This window comes from Methylotuvimicrobium buryatense (assembly GCF_005931095.1).
In the GTDB taxonomy this organism is placed as follows: domain Bacteria; phylum Pseudomonadota; class Gammaproteobacteria; order Methylococcales; family Methylomonadaceae; genus Methylotuvimicrobium; species Methylotuvimicrobium buryatense.
The window spans coordinates 4,190,298-4,211,765 of the sequence record NZ_CP035467.1 but is presented as its reverse complement, the minus strand read 5'-3'; the positions used below and the strand labels follow the sequence as shown (position 1 = coordinate 4,211,765).

Annotated in this window: 15 protein-coding genes, 2 tRNA genes and 2 rRNA genes; 12 read left to right on the top strand and 7 right to left on the bottom strand. The window is 48.7% G+C overall.

Translation table 11 applies throughout. The features are described 5' to 3' along the window. Positions 1–13: 13 nt before the first annotated feature. The 5 genes from EQU24_RS18850 (at position 14) to wecC (ending at position 5,683) form a co-directional block, all read left to right on the top strand. Positions 14–90 (top strand) — tRNA-Ile (locus EQU24_RS18850). Positions 91–161: 71 nt separating this feature from the next. Further along, positions 162–237 (top strand) — tRNA-Ala (locus EQU24_RS18845). A 316-nt stretch (positions 238–553) separates the two neighbouring features. After that, positions 554–3,449 (top strand): 23S ribosomal RNA (locus EQU24_RS18840). 292 nt (positions 3,450–3,741) lie between these two features. After that, positions 3,742–3,857: ribosomal RNA gene (rrf, locus tag EQU24_RS18835) — 5S ribosomal RNA — on the top strand. Between the two features lie 617 nt (positions 3,858–4,474). Continuing rightward, complete coding sequence (gene wecC, locus EQU24_RS18825) at positions 4,475–5,683, top strand: UDP-N-acetyl-D-mannosamine dehydrogenase (RefSeq protein ID WP_017842077.1); 1,209 nt, start codon at positions 4,475–4,477, stop codon at positions 5,681–5,683. Between the two features lie 47 nt (positions 5,684–5,730). Here wecC and greB read toward each other — a convergent pair whose 3' ends face one another. Beyond that, positions 5,731–6,228 carry a transcription elongation factor GreB gene (gene greB / locus EQU24_RS18820; RefSeq protein ID WP_040575876.1) on the bottom strand — a complete coding sequence of 166 codons (498 nt, stop codon included), beginning with the start codon at positions 6,226–6,228 and terminating at the stop codon, positions 5,731–5,733. Positions 6,229–6,327: 99 nt separating this feature from the next. On the opposite strand from greB, the gene EQU24_RS18815 reads away from it, so the two are divergent. Together EQU24_RS18815 and EQU24_RS18810 are read left to right on the top strand one after the other, a co-directional pair. Beyond that, the gene (locus EQU24_RS18815; protein WP_017842079.1) at positions 6,328–6,810 is read left to right on the top strand and encodes an FKBP-type peptidyl-prolyl cis-trans isomerase; all 483 of its coding nucleotides are present in this window, start codon (positions 6,328–6,330) and stop codon (positions 6,808–6,810) included. An 81-nt stretch (positions 6,811–6,891) separates the two neighbouring features. Beyond that, a complete protein-coding gene (locus tag EQU24_RS18810; RefSeq protein ID WP_017842080.1) occupies positions 6,892–7,833 on the top strand; it encodes a TraB/GumN family protein in 942 nt (313 codons plus the stop codon). A gap of 476 nt (positions 7,834–8,309) precedes the next feature. Here the strand turns inward: EQU24_RS18810 and hemF are convergent, their stop codons facing one another. From hemF to EQU24_RS18790, 4 genes are all read right to left on the bottom strand, one after another. Continuing rightward, positions 8,310–9,230 carry an oxygen-dependent coproporphyrinogen oxidase gene (gene hemF / locus EQU24_RS18805; protein ID WP_017842081.1) on the bottom strand — a complete coding sequence of 307 codons (921 nt, stop codon included), beginning with the start codon at positions 9,228–9,230 and terminating at the stop codon, positions 8,310–8,312. A gap of 309 nt (positions 9,231–9,539) precedes the next feature. Beyond that, positions 9,540–10,697 (bottom strand): hypothetical protein, encoded by a 1,158-nt coding sequence (locus tag EQU24_RS18800; RefSeq protein ID WP_017842082.1) that lies wholly within the window; start codon positions 10,695–10,697, stop codon positions 9,540–9,542. Positions 10,698–10,699: 2 nt separating this feature from the next. Beyond that, positions 10,700–11,260, bottom strand: coding sequence for a DUF1415 domain-containing protein (locus EQU24_RS18795; protein ID WP_017842083.1), 561 nt, complete (start codon positions 11,258–11,260; stop codon positions 10,700–10,702). A 38-nt stretch (positions 11,261–11,298) separates the two neighbouring features. Beyond that, positions 11,299–11,769 (bottom strand): CBS domain-containing protein, encoded by a 471-nt coding sequence (locus EQU24_RS18790; RefSeq protein ID WP_014149948.1) that lies wholly within the window; start codon positions 11,767–11,769, stop codon positions 11,299–11,301. Between the two features lie 331 nt (positions 11,770–12,100). Here EQU24_RS18790 and adk point away from each other — a divergent pair, with 331 nt between their 5' ends. The 5 genes from adk to EQU24_RS18765 all read left to right on the top strand — a co-directional run bounded on the left by adk (position 12,101) and on the right by EQU24_RS18765 (position 18,847). Then, positions 12,101–12,739 (top strand): adenylate kinase, encoded by a 639-nt coding sequence (gene adk, locus EQU24_RS18785; protein ID WP_017842084.1) that lies wholly within the window; start codon positions 12,101–12,103, stop codon positions 12,737–12,739. Positions 12,740–12,812: 73 nt separating this feature from the next. Next, positions 12,813–14,237, top strand: coding sequence for a 3-isopropylmalate dehydratase large subunit (gene leuC / locus EQU24_RS18780; RefSeq protein ID WP_017842085.1), 1,425 nt, complete (start codon positions 12,813–12,815; stop codon positions 14,235–14,237). Then, positions 14,234–14,866: a 3-isopropylmalate dehydratase small subunit gene (leuD, locus tag EQU24_RS18775; RefSeq protein ID WP_017842086.1), complete on the top strand. Its 633-nt coding sequence runs from the start codon at positions 14,234–14,236 to the stop codon at positions 14,864–14,866. The genes leuC and leuD overlap by 4 nt, the downstream gene beginning before the upstream one ends. 320 nt (positions 14,867–15,186) lie before the next feature. Further along, complete coding sequence (locus EQU24_RS18770) at positions 15,187–16,209, top strand: aspartate-semialdehyde dehydrogenase (protein ID WP_017842087.1); 1,023 nt, start codon at positions 15,187–15,189, stop codon at positions 16,207–16,209. 70 nt (positions 16,210–16,279) lie between these two features. Further along, positions 16,280–18,847 (top strand): motility hub landmark protein FimV, encoded by a 2,568-nt coding sequence (locus tag EQU24_RS18765; RefSeq protein ID WP_017842088.1) that lies wholly within the window; start codon positions 16,280–16,282, stop codon positions 18,845–18,847. 419 nt (positions 18,848–19,266) lie between these two features. Here EQU24_RS18765 and EQU24_RS18755 read toward each other — a convergent pair whose 3' ends face one another. After that, the gene (locus EQU24_RS18755) at positions 19,267–19,650 is read right to left on the bottom strand and encodes a VOC family protein (protein WP_017842089.1); all 384 of its coding nucleotides are present in this window, start codon (positions 19,648–19,650) and stop codon (positions 19,267–19,269) included. 695 nt (positions 19,651–20,345) lie between these two features. Further along, positions 20,346–21,335: a response regulator gene (locus tag EQU24_RS18750; RefSeq protein WP_175421705.1), complete on the bottom strand. Its 990-nt coding sequence runs from the start codon at positions 21,333–21,335 to the stop codon at positions 20,346–20,348. Between the last annotated feature and the right edge of the window lie 133 nt (positions 21,336–21,468).

Genomic DNA, 21,468 nt, shown 5'->3' with positions numbered 1-21,468 from the left:
ACGTCACGAGCCTGGGCCTGTAGCTCAGTTGGTTAGAGCGCACCCCTGATAAGGGTGAGGTCGGAGGTTCAAATCCTCCCAGGCCCACCAACGCGGCGCAAGCCTGGAAGCGGAAGGACCACCCGTCAAGCTAGCACTGCCTGGTTTGCACGACCCCCCAAGGGGCCATAGCTCAGCTGGGAGAGCGCCTGCCTTGCACGCAGGAGGTCGGGAGTTCGATCCTCCCTGGCTCCACCAATGCTATACAGTTTTAACGGCGAACACCCGAAAAGACTGTATAGCATTGGTGACGAAACAACAACGTCAGTAATAGCTCTTTAACAATTTGGAAATCTGTACACTGTAAATTCAGCGTTTAAAGCAATTTAAACTAAGAAGATACAAATAACAAGTTCATGTACACAGACGGAGAAGTCGAGTTTAGAAGCGCCCGTGTCGAAAGGCAAGGGGAGCGATTAAAATAGGCGGAACCGAACGTGAACTGAATGAGTTCTCAAGCAGAAAGCGAAAATGTCAGCTGATCCGTATAACGTCAGACTTATTGGGGTTATATGGTCAAGTGAATAAGCGCATACGGTGGATGCCTAGGCGATAAGAGGCGAGGAAGGACGTAGTAGCATGCGATAAGCCGCGGGGAGTTTGCAAACTAACTTTGATCCGCGGATTTCCGAATGGGGCAACCCAATCAGGACAACCTGATTATCCTTAAGTGAATACATAGCTTAAGGAGGCGAACCCGGGGAACTGAAACATCTAAGTACCCGGAGGAAAAGAAATCAACCGAGATTCCCTTAGTAGCGGCGAGCGAACGGGGAGCAGCCCTTAAGCATTGAGCAAATTAGTAGAACAGTCTGGAAAGTCTGGCGATACAGCGTGATAGCCGCGTATACGAAAATTTGCTGAGTGTGAAAACGAGTAGGACGGGGCACGTGAAACCTTGTCTGAATATGGGGGGACCATCCTCCAAGGCTAAATACTCCTTATCGACCGATAGTGAACCAGTACCGTGAGGGAAAGGCGAAAAGAACCCCGGAGAGGGGAGTGAAATAGAACCTGAAACCGTATGCGTACAAGCAGTAGGAGCCTGTCTTCGGATGGGTGACTGCGTACCTTTTGTATAATGGGTCAGCGACTTAATCTCAGTGGCAAGCTTAACCGAATAGGGGAGGCGTAGCGAAAGCGAGTCTGAATAGGGCGTCATAGTCGCTGGGATTAGACCCGAAACCGGGCGATCTATCCATGACCAGGCTGAAGGTTGGGTAATACTAACTGGAGGGCCGAACCGGGATCCGTTGAAAAGGATTCGGATGAGTTGTGGATCGGAGTGAAAGGCTAATCAAGCTCGGAGATAGCTGGTTCTCCTCGAAAGCTATTTAGGTAGCGCCTCGTGTATCACTGTTGGGGGTAGAGCACTGTTTCGGCTAGGGGGTCATCTCGACTTACCAACCCGATGCAAACTCCGAATACCAACAAGTGCGAGCACGGGAGACACACGGCGGGTGATAAGGTCCGTCGTGAAAAGGGAAACAGCCCAGACCGTCAGCTAAGGTCCCCAAATCTATGCTCAGTGGGAAACGATGTGAGAAGGCCCAGACAGCCAGGAGGTTGGCTTAGAAGCAGCCATCCTTTAAAGAAAGCGTAATAGCTCACTGGTCGAGTCGGCTTGCGCGGAAGATTCACCGGGGCTAAGCATAGTACCGAAGCTACGGATCTTACGTAAGTAAGGTGGTAGAGGAGCGTTCTGTACGCCTGCGAAGGTCGATTGAGAAGTCGGCTGGAGGTATCAGAAGTGCGAATGCTGACATGAGTAACGATAATGGGGGTGAAAAACCCCCACGCCGAAAACCCAAGGTTTCCTGCGCAACGCTAATCGACGCAGGGTTAGTCGGCACCTAAGGCGAGGCCGAAAGGCGTAGTCGATGGAAAACAGGTTAATATTCCTGTACCGGAGGTAACTGCGATGGGGTGACGGAGAAGGCTAGGTCAGCTGTCTGTTGGAATAGGCAGTTTAAGCGAGTAGGGAGTGGAATTAGGCAAATCCGGTTCCATAATTCTGAGACGTGATGACGAGTGTCCCCTTGGGGAGACGAAGTGATTGATGCCCTGCTTCCAAGAAAAACCTCTAAGCTTCAGGTTATCTGCGGCCGTACCCTAAACCGACACAGGTGGGTGGGATGAGAATTCTAAGGCGCTTGAGAGAACTCGGGTGAAGGAACTAGGCAAAATGGTACCGTAACTTCGGGAGAAGGTACGCCCTTGGTAGGTGAAGTCCCTTGCGGATGGAGCCCAAGAGGGTAGCATTAAACTGGTGGCTGCGACTGTTTAGCAAAAACATAGCACTCTGCAAACACGAAAGTGGACGTATAGGGTGTGACGCCTGCCCGGTGCCGGAAGGTTAATTGATGGGGTTATCTTCGGAGAAGCTCTTGATCGAAGCCCCGGTAAACGGCGGCCGTAACTATAACGGTCCTAAGGTAGCGAAATTCCTTGTCGGGTAAGTTCCGACCTGCACGAATGGCGTAACGATGGCCACACTGTCTCCACCCGAGACTCAGTGAAATTGAAATCGCTGTGAAGATGCAGTGTACCCGCGGCTAGACGGAAAGACCCCGTGAACCTTTACTATAGCTTGACACTGGACTTTGAACCTATTTGTGTAGGATAGGTGGGAGGCTGTGAAGCATCAACGCCAGTTGGTGTGGAGCCAACCTTGAAATACCACCCTGGTATGTTTGAAGTTCTAACCTAGGTCCATAATCTGGATTGGGGACAGTGTCTGGTGGGTAGTTTGACTGGGGCGGTCTCCTCCCAAAGAGTAACGGAGGAGCACGAAGGTGTGCTCAGCATGGTCGGAAATCATGCGATGAGTGTAAAGGCAAAAGCACGCTTGACTGCGAGACGGACAAGTCGAGCAGGTACGAAAGTAGGTCTTAGTGATCCGGTGGTTCTGAATGGAAGGGCCATCGCTCAACGGATAAAAGGTACTCCGGGGATAACAGGCTGATACCGCCCAAGAGTTCATATCGACGGCGGTGTTTGGCACCTCGATGTCGGCTCATCACATCCTAGGGCTGAAGCAGGTCCTAAGGGTATGGCTGTTCGCCATTTAAAGTGGTACGCGAGCTGGGTTCAGAACGTCGTGAGACAGTTCGGTCCCTATCTGCCGTGGGCGTTTGAGATTTGAGGGAAGCTGCTCCTAGTACGAGAGGACCGGAGTGGACGAACCTCTGGTGTTCCGGTTGTCATGCCAATGGCATTGCCGGGTAGCTATGTTCGGACGGGATAACCGCTGAAAGCATCTAAGCGGGAAGCCTCTCCCAAGATGAGATCTCACTGGGACCATGAGTCCCCTGAAGGGCCCTGAGAGACGATCAGGTTGATAGGTCAGGTGTGGAAGTGTGGTAACACATGAAGCTAACTGATACTAATTGCCCGTGAGGCTTGACCATATAACACCCAATCGGTTTGAAAACCAGAGTGTTATACAACGGCCGACAATCGCTAAAGCGAGAGAGCGAAAAACGTGTACAGATTTCCAAAAAAACAGGTGAAAAGAGCAAGGTAAAAGGCGCAAGGCGAAAGGCTAAGCGGCAGAGACCGAAAACCCTGATAAAACCGAAAACACCTGAAGTAAAGAGTTTTGAGTAGGCTCAAAGCAAGAAGCCGAGAGCGTATCGAGTGAGTTAAAGAATACCAACTTATTCCTTACGGCTTAGCGTTGAACCTGCTGTAACCAGTTTGCCTGGTGACCATAGCGAGCGTGTCCCACCCGATCCCATCCCGAACTCGGCAGTGAAACCGCTTAGCGCCGATGATAGTGTGGCAGTTTGCCATGTGAAAGTAGGGAATTGCCAGGCTCTTATCCTAAAGCCCGTGTTGATCACTCAACACGGGCTTTTTTTTGCCTTAAGGTTTGTCATAGAATGGCATCGCCAATAAAGCACAATCGTTGCCGTTTGATGTCATTTCATTTGCGAAGGAGTTCTTGATAAATATCGTTTTGAAACCATGCGCTTTGTCGACGGTGCGCTCACTCGCCCGACAGGACGCCATGGATACGTTCATGTAGGCTCGACGGCGGCACTCCCTGTTGCCGACATCCTCGCTAGCCACACCCTATACCTTCATAAAGCTAACCATTTTTTGAGTATACCTAACGCACTTCAAATTTCGGTATTAGCGTATGGAGGCGCCTGGGGGTTCGGCAAAGGCTTTGGCAGCATGGATGCTGTCATAGAGCCTACATGGGCGTATTCACGGCGTCCTTTGACGGGCACCCCGGCGCCGAAATTTGACTAGTAAAGGGTATATAAAGAAAAGGGTGTGGACATCGGTGTCTTTGTAAACGAAAATGACGATGAAGAAGAATTAAGCGCTCTTTGAGGCGATAAATGTCCAAAAAATGACTTCTCACTTTTTTAAAAGTGAGGCAAAAAATCAGCATCTATTTTTAAAGGACCTATAAGGAAGAACTATGCAACCATCGGCAACAAAAGTTTGCGTAATTGGACTTGGCTACATCGGATTGCCTACCGCGTCGTTATTAGGAACCAAGGGCTTTGATGTCTTTGGCGTCGATACTTCCGAGCATGTTGTCAATACCATTAACCAAGGTAAGATTCATATCGTCGAGCCCGATCTCGATATTTTGGTCAAATCGGCCGTACAATCGGGAAATCTGAAAGCCGGCTTGCATCCGCAAGAAGCCGATGTCTTTATTCTGGCGGTGCCGACACCTTTTAAAGACGACCACATACCCGACCTGTCCTATGTTGAAGCCGCTACGCGAGTTATCGCGCCTTTTGTAAAGCCTGGGAACATTGTTATTTTGGAATCGACCAGCCCGGTCGGTACTACCGACGATATCGTCGCAAAGATATTAAGCGAAGAAGGTCATGACGTCGGAAGAGACGTTTATGTCGCGCATTGTCCGGAGCGCGTGTTGCCGGGACGAATCTTGACTGAATTAGTGGAAAATGACCGCATCGTTGGCGGTATTAATGAAATATCGACTGAAAAAGTTATCGAATTTTATCAAGCTTTTGTGCGCGGAGAGATTTTGGCAACAGATGCCAAAACCGCCGAGCTCAGCAAGCTGAGCGAAAATTCATTCAGGGATGTCAATATCGCTTTTGCTAACGAGTTGTCGCTGATTTGCGATCAGGAAAATATCAACGTTTGGGAATTGATCAAATTAGCGAATCGCCATCCTCGAGTAAATATATTGCAACCGGGGCCTGGCGTCGGCGGGCATTGTATTGCCGTGGACCCTTGGTTTATTGTGGCGAGGTCACCGGATCAAGCCAGGCTCATTAGGACCGCTCGCGAAGTAAACGATGCCAAACCGCATTGGGTCATCGACAAAGTCAAAGTCAGTGCCGATAAATTTAAAAATCCTGTTATCGGCTGTTTGGGTTTGGCTTTTAAAGCTGATGTCGACGATTTGCGGGAGTCGCCGGCTTTGGATATCGTTAAGGAAATACGAAAGCAAGGCATTGGCGAGGTATTGGTTGCCGAACCCAACTTAACGGAACACAAAGAATTTGCGCTGTTGCCTTATCAAGAAGTCATCAAGCGGTCCGATATCGTGCTGCTGTTGGTCGATCATAAGCCGTTTAAAGCGTTGAAGGCGGCCGATCTCAAGGAGAAAATTTTGATCGATACGCGCGGCGTGATTCAATAGTTTGCGGATGCCCGATTCGGAAAACTAAAGCGATGCGGTTTTCCGAATCATGCCTCATAGGCAATATCCAGCACCGTATACTGTACGGCTTGATTGGCAATGTTAATGACGACCACATCGTCAAATGTCTTCTTCAATAAGACCTTGGCTAGTGGCGAATCCAAGCTGATATGCTGTTTAGCCGGATCGAGCTCGTCTGCGCCTACGATTCGGTATTTGACTTCCTTTCCTTCGGCGTTTTCCAGCGTTACCCAGGCACCGAAATAGATGCGATCTTGATCGTTCGGTGTTTGATCGACCACTTTCAGAATCGGCAAGCGTTTTTGCAAGTAATGAATACGCCTGTCGATATCGCGTAATTCTTTTTTTCGATAGATGTATTCGGCGTTTTCCGATCGATCGCCTTCCGCGGCTGCGGCGGCGAGCGCTTCAGTCACATCCTTACGTCTTTCCCATAGCTGCCTGAGTTCTTGTTCCAAGGCTTGGTAGCCGTGGTGGGTGATGTAGGGCGATGATTTAGGTTGAGGGGGTCTCCAGCGGCTCATGATTAGTAAGGTAATGAAATTAATTTTGAATATTTTCAGACAAATTGGCGTCAATTTTATATCATAAACAGCCCTTCATTAATTAAAAAAGGTTTATTTATGCAAGTTGCTGACAATATGGCGGTTTCGATCCACTACACATTAACCAACTCGGCGGGTGAGCAACTCGATAGCTCGATAGGCAGTGATGCGTTGGTTTATCTTCATGGCAGCGGCAATATCATTCCCGGTTTGGAAAAAGCTCTACAGGGTAAATCGGTTGGGGATAAATTCCAAGTTTCTATCGCTCCCGAAGAGGGATATGGCGAATATTTTCAAGAAATGGTTCAGGTTATCCCTCGCAAGATGTTCGAAGGTGTTGATAACGTGGAAGTCGGTATGCAGTTTCATGCCGATGTCAGTTCAGGTCCCGGTATTGTTACCGTTATTAAAGTCGAAGGCGAGGAAGTGACGATAGACGGCAATCATCCTCTAGCCGGAGAGTCGCTGAATTTCGATGTTGAAGTCACCGATGTTAGAGCGGCGACCGAGGATGAGTTGGCGCACGGCCATATTCATGGTGTTGGCGGCGTAGATCACTAATCCGGGCTTATTCAATATTTTTACGAGGACCGAATGCGTTGCTAGAGTCCGAGCAACACAAACGATCCCTCTTTCATCATTATGAAGACGCTCAAATCGGCTACGCATTACAAAGTCATTTGCTCTTTTTTTGCGCTCGCGCTTCTAATTGCGGGTCCGGTTTGCTCTGAGACCTCGCTATGGCGGGTTAGTAAAGGTGATACTGAATTGTTTATCGGCGGTACTATTCACTTGCTGAGTGCGTCGGATTATCCGCTACCCGAAGCGTTTGAGCGGGTTTATCGAAAAGCCGACAAATTAGTGTTGGAAGTCGATTTAACCGACCTATCCGGGCAGGAAGTGCAAATAACTATGATGCGGCGTTTACAGTATGTCGACGGTACGACGTTGCGTGATGAGCTTAACGCCGAGACTTATGCCGAATTGGAGCGTTTTTGTCGGCATGCGGGTATAGCGATTGAGTCGTTACAGAACTTGAAGCCGCCTTTGGCCGCGATTAGCTTGATGATGTTTGAGTTACATCGTTTAGGTTTAGCCGAAGCCGGCGTCGATCATTTTTTCAGCGCGAAAGCCCAATCCGATAATAAACCCGTCGGTGCGCTAGAGTCGTTAGAGATGCAAATATCAGTACTGGAGCAGATGGGACGGGGGCAAGAGAACGAACTCATTTTGTCCACGTTAAGAGATATTCAAGAGCTCCCTGCGTTACTGAGTAGGCTCAAGTCTGCATGGCGTTCAGGCGATCTCGATACATTGGATGAATTAGGAATCGCGCCGATGCGCAGCGATTACCCTAGCCTATATCGGGAACTGCTGGTCAATCGCAACAATGCTTGGGTACCTAAGATTGAGACGATGTTAAGTACGCCCGAGCGAGAGTTGATTTTAGTAGGCGTTTTGCATTTGGCCGGGGAAGAGGGTGTTTTGCGGCAATTATGCGAACGGGGTTATGTTGTCGAGCCTTACCGGCCCTTTCCTATTAACCTAGAAAAAGCATTTTGCCATGAAAATAATGAAGAATAAGAGGTTAATTGAGTAACTTGTTATACGTTTGTATAAAACTTTCTCTCACCCAAAAGGTTAGCGAGAATGCTTAGGATTTCGTGATATACCCGTCGTAGATCAAAATTCGGCGCCGGGGTGTCCGCCAAAGGACGCCGTGAATACGTCCATGTAGGCTCTATGCCAGCTCCATGCTGGCAAAGCCTTTGTCGGACACCCCGGCGCCTCCTCGGGCACTGCCATTAAGTTAAGCCATCACAGATTAAGTAATGCTTGTATCCAGGATCTACTTTGCCTCAAAGCTTGCCATCCATGGCACTGGATTCCGCCAGTCCATGGCGGAATGACGGGCTCCCTTAATTTAATGGCAGTGCTTCCTAAAGTAGGGGGGTTATTTACGTCCTAATCCTTAGGTAATTTCTTGAAACCCTTCATGAACTTCATGGTTAAATTGCCGAATTTAGGTTAAACGATTTTTCGATCATAAGGGAGTAAGTTTATTGATTTTTGCCCAGCCAATCTTGCGGCTTTAAATAACGTTCGTACAACTCTGCTTCGGGGGAGCCCGGTTCCGGTTGCCAATTATAGCGCCAGTTCGCAACCGGCGGCATAGACATCAAAATAGATTCGGTACGTCCGCCCGATTGTAGGCCGAATAGCGTACCGCGATCGTAAACCAGATTGAACTCGACGTAACGGCCGCGACGATAGAGTTGGAACTCGCGTTCTCGCTCGCCGTAAGGCGTGTTTTTGCGTTTTTCGATAATCGGCACATAGGCGTCGATATAGTGATTACCGATGCTTTGCATGAATGCAAAGCATCGCTCGAAGCCCCATTCATTCAGATCGTCGAAAAACAATCCGCCCGCACCGCGTGTTTCGCCGCGGTGCTTCAAATAAAAATACTCGTCACACCATTTTTTATAGCGAGGATAAACCTCTTTGCCGAAAGGCTCGCAGGCGAGGCGCGCGGTTCGATGCCAATGCTGCACATCTTCATAAAACGGATAAAAAGGCGTTAAATCGAATCCTCCGCCGAACCACCAAATCGGCTCTTCGCCGGGTTTTTCAGCGACAAAAAAGCGCACATTGGCATGTGAAGTCGGAACATAGGGGTTACGCGGATGAATGACTAATGAAACGCCCATCGCTTGAAATCGGCGGTTGGTCAATTCCGGCCTCGCGGCTGTCGCAGACGCAGGTAGTTGGTTACCGAAGACGTGAGAAAAATTGACGCCGCCTTGTTCGATGACGTGACCGTTGCTTAACACTCGGGTCTTGCCGCCTCCCCCTTCAGGTCTTTGCCAGTCGTCTTCGATGAATCTCGCGTTCGGTTCCTGGCTTTCCAGTGCGGCGCAGATCCGATTTTGTAAATCCAGCAGAAAGCTTTTGACGTTTTCGATGTCTTTGTTATTCATTGTTAATTAGAGTGTCAAGAGGAAGCGGGTGTTAAAATCTACCCGTTTTAGTTACTGTGAAAGTTCGTAAATTTGGATTCATTATCTAATTTTTCGATATACAAATCTCTGTTCTGGCAATGCCGGTTCCGGAGAGGGTGCGGTTGCTCGATCGACAGGCGTTGGCGGCAGGATAGCCGCCATCGAGCCTACATGGACGTATTCACGGCGTCCTGTCGGGCGAGTGACCGCGCCCTCCCCACGTCTCGTACTTTCATTTGCCGGGCTTTCATGAACGTTAGGTTAAGGCAAATTTTTAGCGTGCACTCTCTATAGGGAATCAAGAAAATGCCGGAACAAATCCGGATTAAGTTTTTTTAGGTCCGCTCTTAAAGCGATCGAGGTCGACTCAAGCGGTTCGGCGCTTAATTGCTTGGCTAGGCTGAATGCGAGAAAACCTTCCGTTTCGCCGTTTAAAATAAGGTCTTGTTTAGCGAGTGCCGGCTTGATCAATAGTATCCAGGCCGGGAAAATCTGCGTTGGCAACTCGGGGTCAAGTTCCTGAAATCGTTCCCAGTCGTCGGAAAGCAAATGATATCCGGTCTGTTTTAACAGTTGTTCGGCTGTTTCGGTATGCAGCAGGAATAACAAAAACCAATGCTCGAGACCGGCCAGTTCCCGGATCACTTTGAAGCTGGCCTCGGCATAGCGAAATAGCAAAATAGGTTGTTTAGAGTAGTCGGGTTCTTGTTCGATTGCTTTGGTAACGTCATGCCACAGAAATGCTTTCGTGCCTGTATAGCTGACATGTAGCTTAGGCTGCTCGGGATCGAAGGGGCGGCCGGTTAGTTCGGTGGTCAAGTCTTGCCACAGCGGCGTCAGAAAACGTATAGCTTCTGTTCGTAATAACTTAACCGCTAACGGCATCAGTGTATTATCTAAGGTATCGAGTTTATTGGATAACGAAAAGCCGGGCGCCCGGAATTTTTTTTCCTGCTCGATCAGAAGCGCATAGTCTTCGTGCTTTGTGGGGTCAAAGGCGTATAAGGTGTCTAGCAGTTCCGGAATTTTGCGTTTGTTGCGGTTAGTGATAGCGTCGATTAACTCGTTTTCGGCATAAACCGGTGCACTGTCGAAAAACAAATCCATCTGCATGCGGTCCTGCGCCGGTACGAAGTCTGTTTTGAAATTGATGTCGTTTTGCGGGTCGCGGCTGATGATGAGTTCGTTTTGCTCGGTTGAAAGATAGGTGCCGCGCGTTTCGCTCAAGCCCAGCGCTCGTGCATAATTCGTAGCAATGGCAAGTTGCTCGATGATACGTTCGCGCGGCGCCGTAAAACAACTGTCCAGGTTTTCGATAAGGCCGTCTCGCCAATCGATGTAGTTCGAATAGCTAAGATAGCCGGTCGCGAGCAGCCATGCGATCGGCGAAAATCGACCTTGTTCGATCAGCAATTGGTCGACATGGTGCCGGATACTGCTGCGCATGTTTATTCTCTCGGAGCACCTGCCTGACGGCATGAGGCAATGAGTGCGTGCAGGTGAGGTTTGCCGAGATTACGGGCAAGTGCGATATTGCGTCTAGGAATATTTTCCGAGTCCGGGTGGCGCTCGATGGCTTCGGAGATGCTGTCTTCGCGAAGCAGATGCAGGATAGGGTAGGGCGATCGGTTCGTATAATTGGCCGGATCGTCGCTGTCGCTATCGGCGAAGCAGTAGTCGGGATGAAAGCTGGCCAGTTGATAAATACCGTCGTAGCCCTGCTCCGACAATAGTGTTTCGGCCAGAGAGAGAAAATCGAGATAATCATCGAATTCGTGCAGCGAATGGGGGTAAATCAGCAGTGTTGTGTTTATGCTTAAGTCGGTATCTAAATGCCGGCATTCTTCGATCAAACGCTCAAGGCCGCTTGCGGTGTCGGCGCTTCGGCAAATACTGAAACGAATTCCTTTTTGGCGAAACGGTTTAGCGGCGAAAGGGCATAAGTCGAGACCGATGACAACGGTTTCGAGCCATGCCCTTATTGCGTATTCTACCGGGTCGACAGTCACTTCAGCATTGAAGGATAGTTTCGAAGTGATTCGTTCGGTTAGGTATGGCTGACGCCGGCCGCAATTCTTTTTTCCCGTTCTTCGCTGGCTTTTTCGATTTTCGCAAAAACGCGCAAAATATCGGTGGCCGATACGATGCCGACCAGCTTGCTATTGTGATCGACGACCGGTAGTGCTCCGACTTTGTTTTCGGCCATAATGCTGGCGGCTTCTGACGCGTAAGTATCGGGATTAACGGTCAATACGCCTCGACGCATGATGTGTTGAACTTTTTGTGGGACGACCTGCAAAACGGTTTTCCCTTCGACGGTCTCAACCGAGTTCGAGTTGCTTTTCGGTCCTAAGGCTTTGTACAGGTCTCGATCCGATACGATGCCGATGACTTTGCCTTTTTCAACGACGGGTAAATGACGAACTTTTTCATAATGCAGCAAGAAAAAGACACGATCGATCATGTCATGTTGTTCGACTGTGAATACTTGCGAAGTCATTAAATCTTCAACACGCATGTAGTTGCACTCCTAAAGATAATTGATAAACCGAGTAAGAATAGGGAAAATATCTGTTTTTTACAAGAGTTAATGTCTATTTTGATATAAAATGCCTTGTTTTGTGAGAGCAACTTAACCGCTAAAGTGTGTTTGTACTTAGGCGCGAAGTATGGGCCCATCACAATTTAAAATTTCGGCAATAGGCGTATGGAGGCACCCGGCACCTAAATTCCATAGGCCATTGGTTATGTCAAAATCTAGCTGCTAAGCCTTTGACGGGCAGCCCGATGCCGAAATTTGACTAGCAAAGGGTATATTTCAAATAACCAGACAAACTTGGAGTTTCATTATGCGCATTATTCTTTTGGGTAGTCCCGGTTCCGGCAAAGGAACGCAGGCCCAATTTATTACCGAAAAATATGACATTCCGCAAATCTCGACCGGAGATATGTTGCGGGCCGCTGTGCGCGAAGGTACGCCGTTGGGCGTCGAGGCTAAAAAAGTCATGGATGCGGGGGGCTTGGTTTCGGACGATATTATTTTAGGATTGATCAAAGAGAGAATTGCGCAGCCGGATTGCCAAAACGGTTTTTTGCTGGACGGTTTTCCTCGCACAATCGCGCAAGCCGAGGGTTTGGCCGCGATGGATATCGTGATTGACCATGTTATCGAGATTGTGGTCGAGGACGAGGAAATCGTTAAGCGAATGAGCGGTAGACGCGTGCACCCGGGCTCAGGTAGGACTTATCATGTCGCATTCAATCCGCCTAAAACGGCTGGTGTCGACGATGTAACCGGCGAACCTTTAATTCAGCGAGATGACGACCAAGAAGACACCGTTCGTAAAAGGCTGAGCGTATATCACGAACAAACCAAGCCGTTGGTCGGTTACTATTCGGCATTGGGCGGCAAGACTCACTTCGCATCGATTGCCGGTGTCGGGTCGGTCGATGAGATTACGCAAAAGATTTTTGCCGTTTTAGGATAACGCGCAAGCGTCTTTATCGACGCTTAACGCATACTTTTACTTTCCGCTGACGCGGTTAATACAATGAGTAGCTATGTCAGGTAAAACTTTATATGACAAATTATGGGAAGATCACGTTGTCCATACTGAGGATGACGGTTCTTCATTGATCTATATCGACCGCCATTTAGTCCATGAGGTCACTTCTCCACAAGCGTTTGAAGGGCTCCGGCTTGCCGGCCGCAAGCCTTGGCGACAAGCGAGAAATTTGGCCGTTGCCGACCATAACGTGCCGACCACCGATCGCGATAAAGGCATCGCCGATCCGGTTTCCAGGCTGCAGGTCGAAACCCTCGAAAAAAACTGTGCCGAATTCGGTATTACCGAGTTCGATATGTCCGATATTCGCCAAGGCATCGTGCATGTCGTAGGTCCCGAGCAAGGCGCGACGCTGCCCGGCATGACCGTGGTGTGCGGCGATTCGCATACGTCGACACACGGCGCTTCCGGCGCGCTGGCATTCGGCATCGGCACGTCGGAAGTCGAGCATGTGTTGGCGACGCAATGTTTGGTGCAGAAAAAAGCCAAAAACATGCTGATCAAGGTAGACGGCGAAGTGCGCCCAGGCGTCACCGCGAAAGACATCGTGCTGGCGATCATCGGCAAAATCGGTACCGCCGGCGGCAACGGTTATACGATCGAATTTGCCGGGTCCGCGATCCGCGCATTGTCGATGGAAGGCCGCATGACGGTCTGCAACATGGCGATTGAAGCGGGCGCTCGTGCCGGTCTAATCGGAGTTGACGATGTGACGATCGAGTATTACCGCGGCCGGCCGCTTTCACCGAAAGGCAACGACTGGTTCATGGCCGAGCGCATGTGGCAGCAACTGCATTCCGATCCCGACGCAGTCTTCGATAAAGTCGTCGAGCTGAATGCAGCCGACGTCAAGCCGCAAGTGACTTGGGGCACTTCGCCTGAATTGGTCGTGTCGGTCGACGCTAGTGTGCCCGATCCTGCTCAAGAAACCGATGCGACCAAGCGCGAAAGCATGAAGCGGGCACTGCAATACATGGATCTGAAGCCGGGTCTGGCGATTACCGATATCAAGCTCGATAAAGTATTCATCGGTTCCTGCACGAACTCGAGAATCGAGGATTTGAGAGCCGCCGCCGTGGTCGCAAAAGGCAAAAAACTGGCCGATAACATCAAATTGGCTTTGGTCGTGCCGGGTTCCGGCTTGATCAAACAACAAGCCGAGGCCGAAGGCTTGGATAAAATCTTCATCGAAGCCGGATTCGAATGGCGCGATCCGGGCTGCTCGATGTGTTTGGCGATGAACGCCGACCGCTTGGAGCCGGGCGAGCGTTGTGCGTCAACCTCGAACCGTAATTTCGAAGGGCGGCAAGGCTACGGCGGGCGCACGCATCTAGTCAGTCCTGCGATGGCTGCCGCAGCCGCGATTGCAGGACATTTCGTCGATGTCAGCACCGAAGCGAACCAAGGAGCAACAGCATGAGAGCATTTACCAAAATAGACGCGCTGGTCGCACCGTTGGACCGGGCCAATGTCGATACCGATGCGATTATTCCGAAACAATTTCTGAAATCGATACGTCGAGCTGGGTTCGGACCGTTTCTGTTCGACGAATGGCGCTATCTCGATCACGGCGAACCAGACATGGATTGCACGAATCGGCCGATCAACCCGGATTTCGTGCTGAATAAACCGGAGTACAAGGGCGCCGAGCTATTGTTGACCCGCGAGAATTTCGGTTGCGGTTCGTCGCGCGAACATGCGCCATGGGCGCTCGAAGATTTCGGCTTCAGAGCGATCATCGCGCCGAGTTTCGCCGATATCTTTTATAACAATTGTTTCAAGAACGGTATCTTGCCTATCGTACTCGATGCCGGCATTGTCGATGACTTATTTAACGAATTGACCGAAGGTTATCGGCTAACGGTTGATCTTGAAACGCAAAAAATCGTCACGCCTTCCGGCCGGGAAATTGCCTTTGAAGTCGATGCCAATCGAAAATTCAGGTTGCTGAACGGGCTTGACGATATCGCATTGACCTTGCAGCATGCCGATCAAATTCACGCATATGAGACGGAGCGTGCGAAGCGGGCGCCCTGGTTGTTTGGGTAGCCGTAAATCGATTGCTCCTATCTGAGCGAAAAAACGTTTAATTTTCAAGAGGGCGGGGTGTTTGGCGCGGGTGCCGGCAGTTGAGAGGTTTGTGCTTCTGTGTATTCTTTCCCGCTGCCGCCATCCTCGCCAAACAAACTCCGCTCAATTTTTGATCCCCAAATTGGAAATTGCAGGTACTTCGGCACCATTTTGATTAGCTTGCCTTTCCCGCATAAGTGTCAAAGGCTGGCGTCGCCGGACATTCTAATGCGATGAATATTATCATCCCGAAGGTAGTTGATGCTGTGGTTTCTACTTTAATGAAAAGGTAATCAAACATGACTAAGTTATACAATGTTGCTGTGGTTGGTGCCACCGGCGCTGTTGGTGAAGCGATGCTGTCGATACTGGAAGAGCGTAATTTTCCGGTCGGTGAAGTTTATGCGTTGGCCAGTAGCCGTTCGGTTGGTAAACGCATCCCTTTCAAGGGTGGTTCGCTGAAGGTACAGGATTTAGCCGAGTTCGACTTTTCCAAAGCGCAAATCGGCTTGTTTTCGCCCGGTGCTTCAATATCTGCCGAATACGCGCCTAAAGCCGCGGCAGCCGGGTGCATCGTGATCGATAATACTTCCCAATTTCGTTATGACGATAATATCCCATTAGTCGTGCCCGAAGTTAATCCCGAGAGGATCGCCGACTATAAAAATAAAGGCATCATTGCCAATCCGAATTGTTCGACGATCCAGATGTTAGTTGCATTGAAACCGATTTACGATGCAGTCGGTATCAGTCGAATCAATGTTTGTACTTATCAGGCAGTTTCCGGTACGGGTAAAGAAGCGATTGAGGAGCTGAGTCTGCAAACCGCTCATTTATTGAACGGTAAACCGATTAAACCGAGCGTTTATCCGAAGCAAATCGCTTTCAATGTCTTGCCGCAAATCGATGTATTTATGGAAAATGGATATACCAAGGAAGAAATGAAAATGGTTTGGGAGACGCGGAAAATCATGGGTGACGAATCGATTCAAGTCAATCCTACCGCTGTGCGTGTGCCTGTTTTTTTTGGTCATTCCGAAGCTGTGCATATTGAAACACGTCACAAAATAGATATTAAATCGGTGCGCGCGCTACTCGAAAAGGCTCCCGGAGTGACAGTGTTTGACGAACGCCGGGACGGAGGGTATCCAACCGCGGTGACAGAATCCTCCGGGCACGATAATGTGTTTGTCGGGCGTATTCGCGAAGATATTTCGCATCCGCTAGGAATCGACTTATGGGTTGTTGGTGATAATGTCAGAAAAGGCGCCGCTTTAAACAGTGTCCAAATCGCAGAAGAATTGGTAAAAAATTACATCTAGTCTAAGCTTAATTTCATATTTGACTGTTCCGGGTATTAGATTGTGGTATATGTGTATAAAGGAGAGCAATGTGCGCAAATTGACTAAAACCATAGCGCTTGTATCGTTGATGACCCCGACTAGCGTGCTTCCGTTGGGGATTGGCGATATCACATTGCACTCGGCGCTAAATCAAAGTCTCGATGCAGAAATTGCATTGATGCTTGCGCCCGACGAAAATCCGTCCGACATTACCGTGAAGCTGGCGCCTCCCGATAAGTTCGATGAAGCGGGGCTACCGTGGAGCTATTTTCTTTCCAAAATTAAATTCAACCTGGTTCCCGTGTCCGATAAGCGCGCGGTTATTAAACTCAGTTCGACTGAGGTGCTCAAGGAGCCTTTTTTAGATTTTTTGATTGAGGTGAATTGGCCGAAAGGGACACTTTATCGTGAGTTCACCGTTTTGGTCGACCCGCCCTCAACTTATCAACAGCCTGTATTACCGGTTCCTAGCGACTACGGTGTGACACCTGCCGAGCAAGAATATGCAAGAGTTGTTGAGCGTCCGGTTGCACCCGCTCCGCGTCGGGAAGAGGCGCGCATGCCTGCTTCGGGCGTGTATGGCCCGGTTAGCAGAAATGAAACGCTTTGGGCCGTTGCTACGAAGGTAAGGCCGTCGAACGATGTTTCGGTTGAACAAACCATGATTGCGCTGCTTGAGAATAATCCGGGCGCATTTTATAAAGATAATGTCAATGCGTTAAAAGCGGGAGCACGGCTCAAGGTTCCGGAAAGAGAGGTCATACTGAAACTTTCCCACCGGCAAGCAGTGGCGGAGTATGGTCGGCAAAATCAAGTTTGGCGCGGCCAGTTGGCGGCGGCAACGGAGGCGCCGGTTGACGAGGAAGTTATCGACTCGCAATTAAGACTCGTAGCCCCTACCCAAGAAGATGTTGCACAGACCGAGCGCGTTGTCAGCGGTGAAAGAGATGAAAGATTGTTGCAACCAGTCGATCCTGACAAAACCGATCAGGATGAATCAAGCAGAGATGATGCGGAGTTGCGCGCGCGATTGGAGAAGTTGGAGGAACAATTAGCGGTGATGCAGCAAATGCTGGCCATTAAAGACGAGCAATTAGCCGCGCTGCAGCATAAAGAACCATCCGAAAAAGTTGAAGCGCCACCCCCCCCAGTTGTTACGCAGCCGGTGAAGGAAGCTGCGCCGCAGCCACGTCCGGCAGTAAAACCGCCCCAAGCTGTGGCGCAAGAGCCTGTGAGCGAACTTCTGGATTCCTTTTATTACGCGATAATAGCACTAGTCGGTGCCGGTTTGTTAGGTGGTTTAGGCTGGTTGTGGTTGAGGAAGCGCCAAACCGAAAAAGAAACCGATACGGATAGTATGTTCGCTGCGTCATCGCAGATTAGTCTTCCCAGTTCAGATGACGAGCTGAATTTGTTGGCCGCGGAAGACGAGTCTGCTTATGATGTCGGGACCGTTGGTGAAAGTTCGTTCTTAAGTGAATTTACTCCGAGCGATTTCGATGCTTTCGATAGCGACCAGCATGAGGTCGATCCGATTTCCGAGGCTGACGTTTATTTGGCATACGGTCGTTACCAACAAGCCGAGGGATTGATCCGGCAAGCAATTGTCGAACATCCTGAGAATGACGATTACAAATTAAAGCTATTAGAAATTTTTTATGCCAACGAAAACAAGGACGCTTTCGATAGTTATGCCAATGAACTGAAACAAGCCGGCAAAAACGAAAATATTGAATTTTGGGCAAAAGTTACTGAGATGGCCAGTGAAATTAGCCCAGGATCAGTCTTGTTCACTGCCGATTTTGATACGGAAGACGATATCGAAGACGCGTTGGTGACTGAAAATGTTTCTCGGGATGTCGATGCCGCGAATTCAGGTGATATAAGTGAGGATAATCGTTTCGACTTCGATCTGCCCGAGTTTGAAAAGATGGAGCATGAAGAGGAGCAGTCATCTTTAAAAGATGAAGAAGCGGAGGATGAAAAGCCGGATAACAGTCTCGATTTCGATTTGGAGAGTTTTGATTTTTCGGTTCCCGAGCCGGAAGATCGTCCGATTGAGGTTTCAGAACAACGAACATCGGAACAGAATCGGCAATACGATAATCAGATCGAGTTCGATTTGAATCCGACAACAGAACCATCTGCAGAGAAAAAAACCGATGCCTTAGGCCTTGAAGAAATTGAATCGTTCGATTTTGATGCCTTCGATTCCGGTACAGAGCAAAAGCCTGATACTGCCGCCTTTTCTGGGATGGATGATTTTGATGAATTTGATGAATTTGATGTATCTTTCGACGAAAAAGAAACTCAGGCCAAAGACGCATCCGGTTTGACCGAAGAGGAAAAGGATGACGCCGGTTTTGATTTTAATTTTGACTTCGCTTTGGATTCGACGTCAAAGAAAGGGAGTGACGATAGTTTTCCAGACGATTTGGACTTAGGGGTTTCCGATTTGACCGATATGGATGAATTCGAAACCAAAATCGATCTTGCCAGGGCTTATATCGATATGGGAGATAGCGATGCCGCTAAGGATATCGCGCAGGAAGTATTGGATAAGGGAAGTCCCGAGCAAAAAAAGATCGCTCAATCAATTCTTGACGAATTGAAATAAAAAGAAAGGGCCCGTTATCGGGCCTTTTTTATGACTATCTTGTCTGCTAAGGAATATACACAAAATAACTCAGCAATTCCCAGTTTGAGCAGTTTCGCCGATTTTAGGGTGTGGGGTATGCCTGTCGAGGAACGCCGTAAACCTATCCATGGGGGCTTGGCGGCAGCTAAGCGCCAAGGATGGCGTGAATGCAGATTTTGTAGGAGCAAAAATCTGCCCCTGCTGCCGACATCCTCGCCAAGCATACCCCACACCCTTTTTGATCTCCAAATTGGGAATTGCTGCAAAATAACTGCTGTAAGTAGTAGGCGTTGCGGCGGTTCGGTAGGACGCCTAGCACTTTCATTTATTGGATGATTGCCAGGTTTTCATGAACGTTAGGTTTATGACCAAATGCTTAGGTGTTCGCCTTGCCTTTTTTATTCGGTTTTCGGGCGTTCGATTATTTCTATTGCATTACCGTCAAAATCTCGGCAAAACAATGCTTGGCGTCCGGAAATGCTCAATGTATATCGAAAGCCGCTGTCATCGAGTGCTTCCTTGACAGGAGATAGGTCCGAACATGTTAATGCAACATGGCGGTCCCTTCCTCCATGAGTCGGTCGGCCAGAGATTGGATCAGGATTTTCCAATTCCAGTAAATGAATTTGCTGTTCGCCAAGTTGAAGCCAAGCGCCCGGGAATGGAAGATTCGGCCGTTCTGTTTGCTGAAGTCCTAATATGTCCCGGTAAAAATGCAAGGACTTTTCGGTATCGGAGACGATAAGACTAATATGGTGGATGGCAAGGTTAAATTTGGACATAGTCGTTTTGGGTTGGTTGTCGTTGAAACGATTATACTTCGCTTGGCTTTATTGTTGGAGGATATAGCAAAGCTATTTTATTCGGCGTTTACAAGGTAAGGCTTTTGCTACAAATAATTTCCTGGAATTAAGAAATTTGCAGTCGGTTTGGTTACTTTTTAACTGAGCGTCATTATTTGATCCATATACATAGAAAAAGCATTTCACCATGAAGATCATGAAGAATAACAAGTTAATTCAATAACTTGTTACACGTTTGTATAAAACTTTTGCTCACCCGATAGGTTAGCGAGGATACTCAGGCAACCTTTTGGCTTACTTAATGAACTTCATGGTTAAACTGCCGATTTTAGGATATAGGTTTTTTGATCTCTTACCTAACGATTATGAAGGCCCGGCAATCATCCCCGGCAAAGGAAAGTACGATGCGTGAAGGAGAGCTCGGTTACCCTCCCTAGAGGAAGCGCCAAGGATGGCGTGAATGCAGATTTTGCATGGAGCAAAAATCTGGCCTGCTGGCGACATACTTGCTTGCCAAGCCCCACACCCTAAAATCGGCGAAACTGCTCAAACTGGGAATTGCTGGACGGGCACCCCTGCGCCGAATTTTGATCTGCGATGAGTGTATATAAAGGGCGTAATGCCGAAATTCGATGAAGTGCGTTGGTTTATGCGTTTAAAGGCTCATCCTTTCATTACACGCTGTATTTATTGGACAATTCCTCGATAAGTTCGGTTTTTTTTCTAATGAATTGTTCAATCAAAGCTTTTAGCTTATCGAAATGACGCTCAGTTTCGAGGAAGTTTTTCGAGATTAAATTTTGCTCTAATGTTAATGCCAGTTGACGGATATCTGTTAAACCGCAGAAACTGACCGAACCGTGCAGCTTATGTGTGACCGATAAAGCTTGTTGCCATTGTCGATGGCGTAATGAGGTTTGTATCGATGCTAGTTGTTGAGGGAGCTCCTCGCATAGTTTGTTTAAGATGGTTAATGCCAATTCTCGGTCATAAGCGGTTTTAGCGAGAAGTTGTTGCGCATAGCCGGTTTGCTTTAGAGAGCCGCTCAAATTTAGTGAGTCGCTTAAAGCCTCTCGAGGAGAGTCGGGGCGCCAAAGTGCGACAATTTCTTCTAATTGCTCAGCTAAAATCGGTTTAATAAGGCATTCGTCGAAGCCAAGGGCAATGATGTCTTGGCATTGGCTAGGCAAAGCGTGCGCCGTGACGGCGACAATTGGAGTATCCTTATTCGGGTTTTCGGTATGCCGAATGGTTTCAATTAATTCAAAGCCGTTATGGCCCGGCATTTGTAAGTCTAGAAAAACCAGGTTAAATCGTTCGCTCTTCAGATAATTAAAGGCTTCGATACCATCTTTTGTCGCGATAATTTGTTCGCAATGATCTTGCAATTGATTGACCAACAGTAGGCGGTTAATGGAATTATCGTCGGCGATTAAAATTGAAAATTTATGGGGAGATATAGAGTGTTTTGATTGCTCTTCGGGATTTGTCTTATTCCATGGGGGTGGGCGAACTGTGACTGAGCCTCCGATTTCGTTAGTGTTGCCGCTGCGGTCATTTTGCTTAAGGCGCCGATAAGCCGCTAAGGCGACTAATCCTGCTGCTAATGTCGAGACCAATCCGATTAGCGCGCTGATCTTGATCCGGTTAAGCGATTGTGTCATCGAGATTTTTTGGGGCGGTTCAATGAGAGCTTGTTTTGCGTAGTTGTTCCGTACTGCTTGATATTCCGCGAACAACATGCCGGTTTGAGCGAGGTTGCTCATAACTGTTGGTAACAGCGCTATGATGAGGATA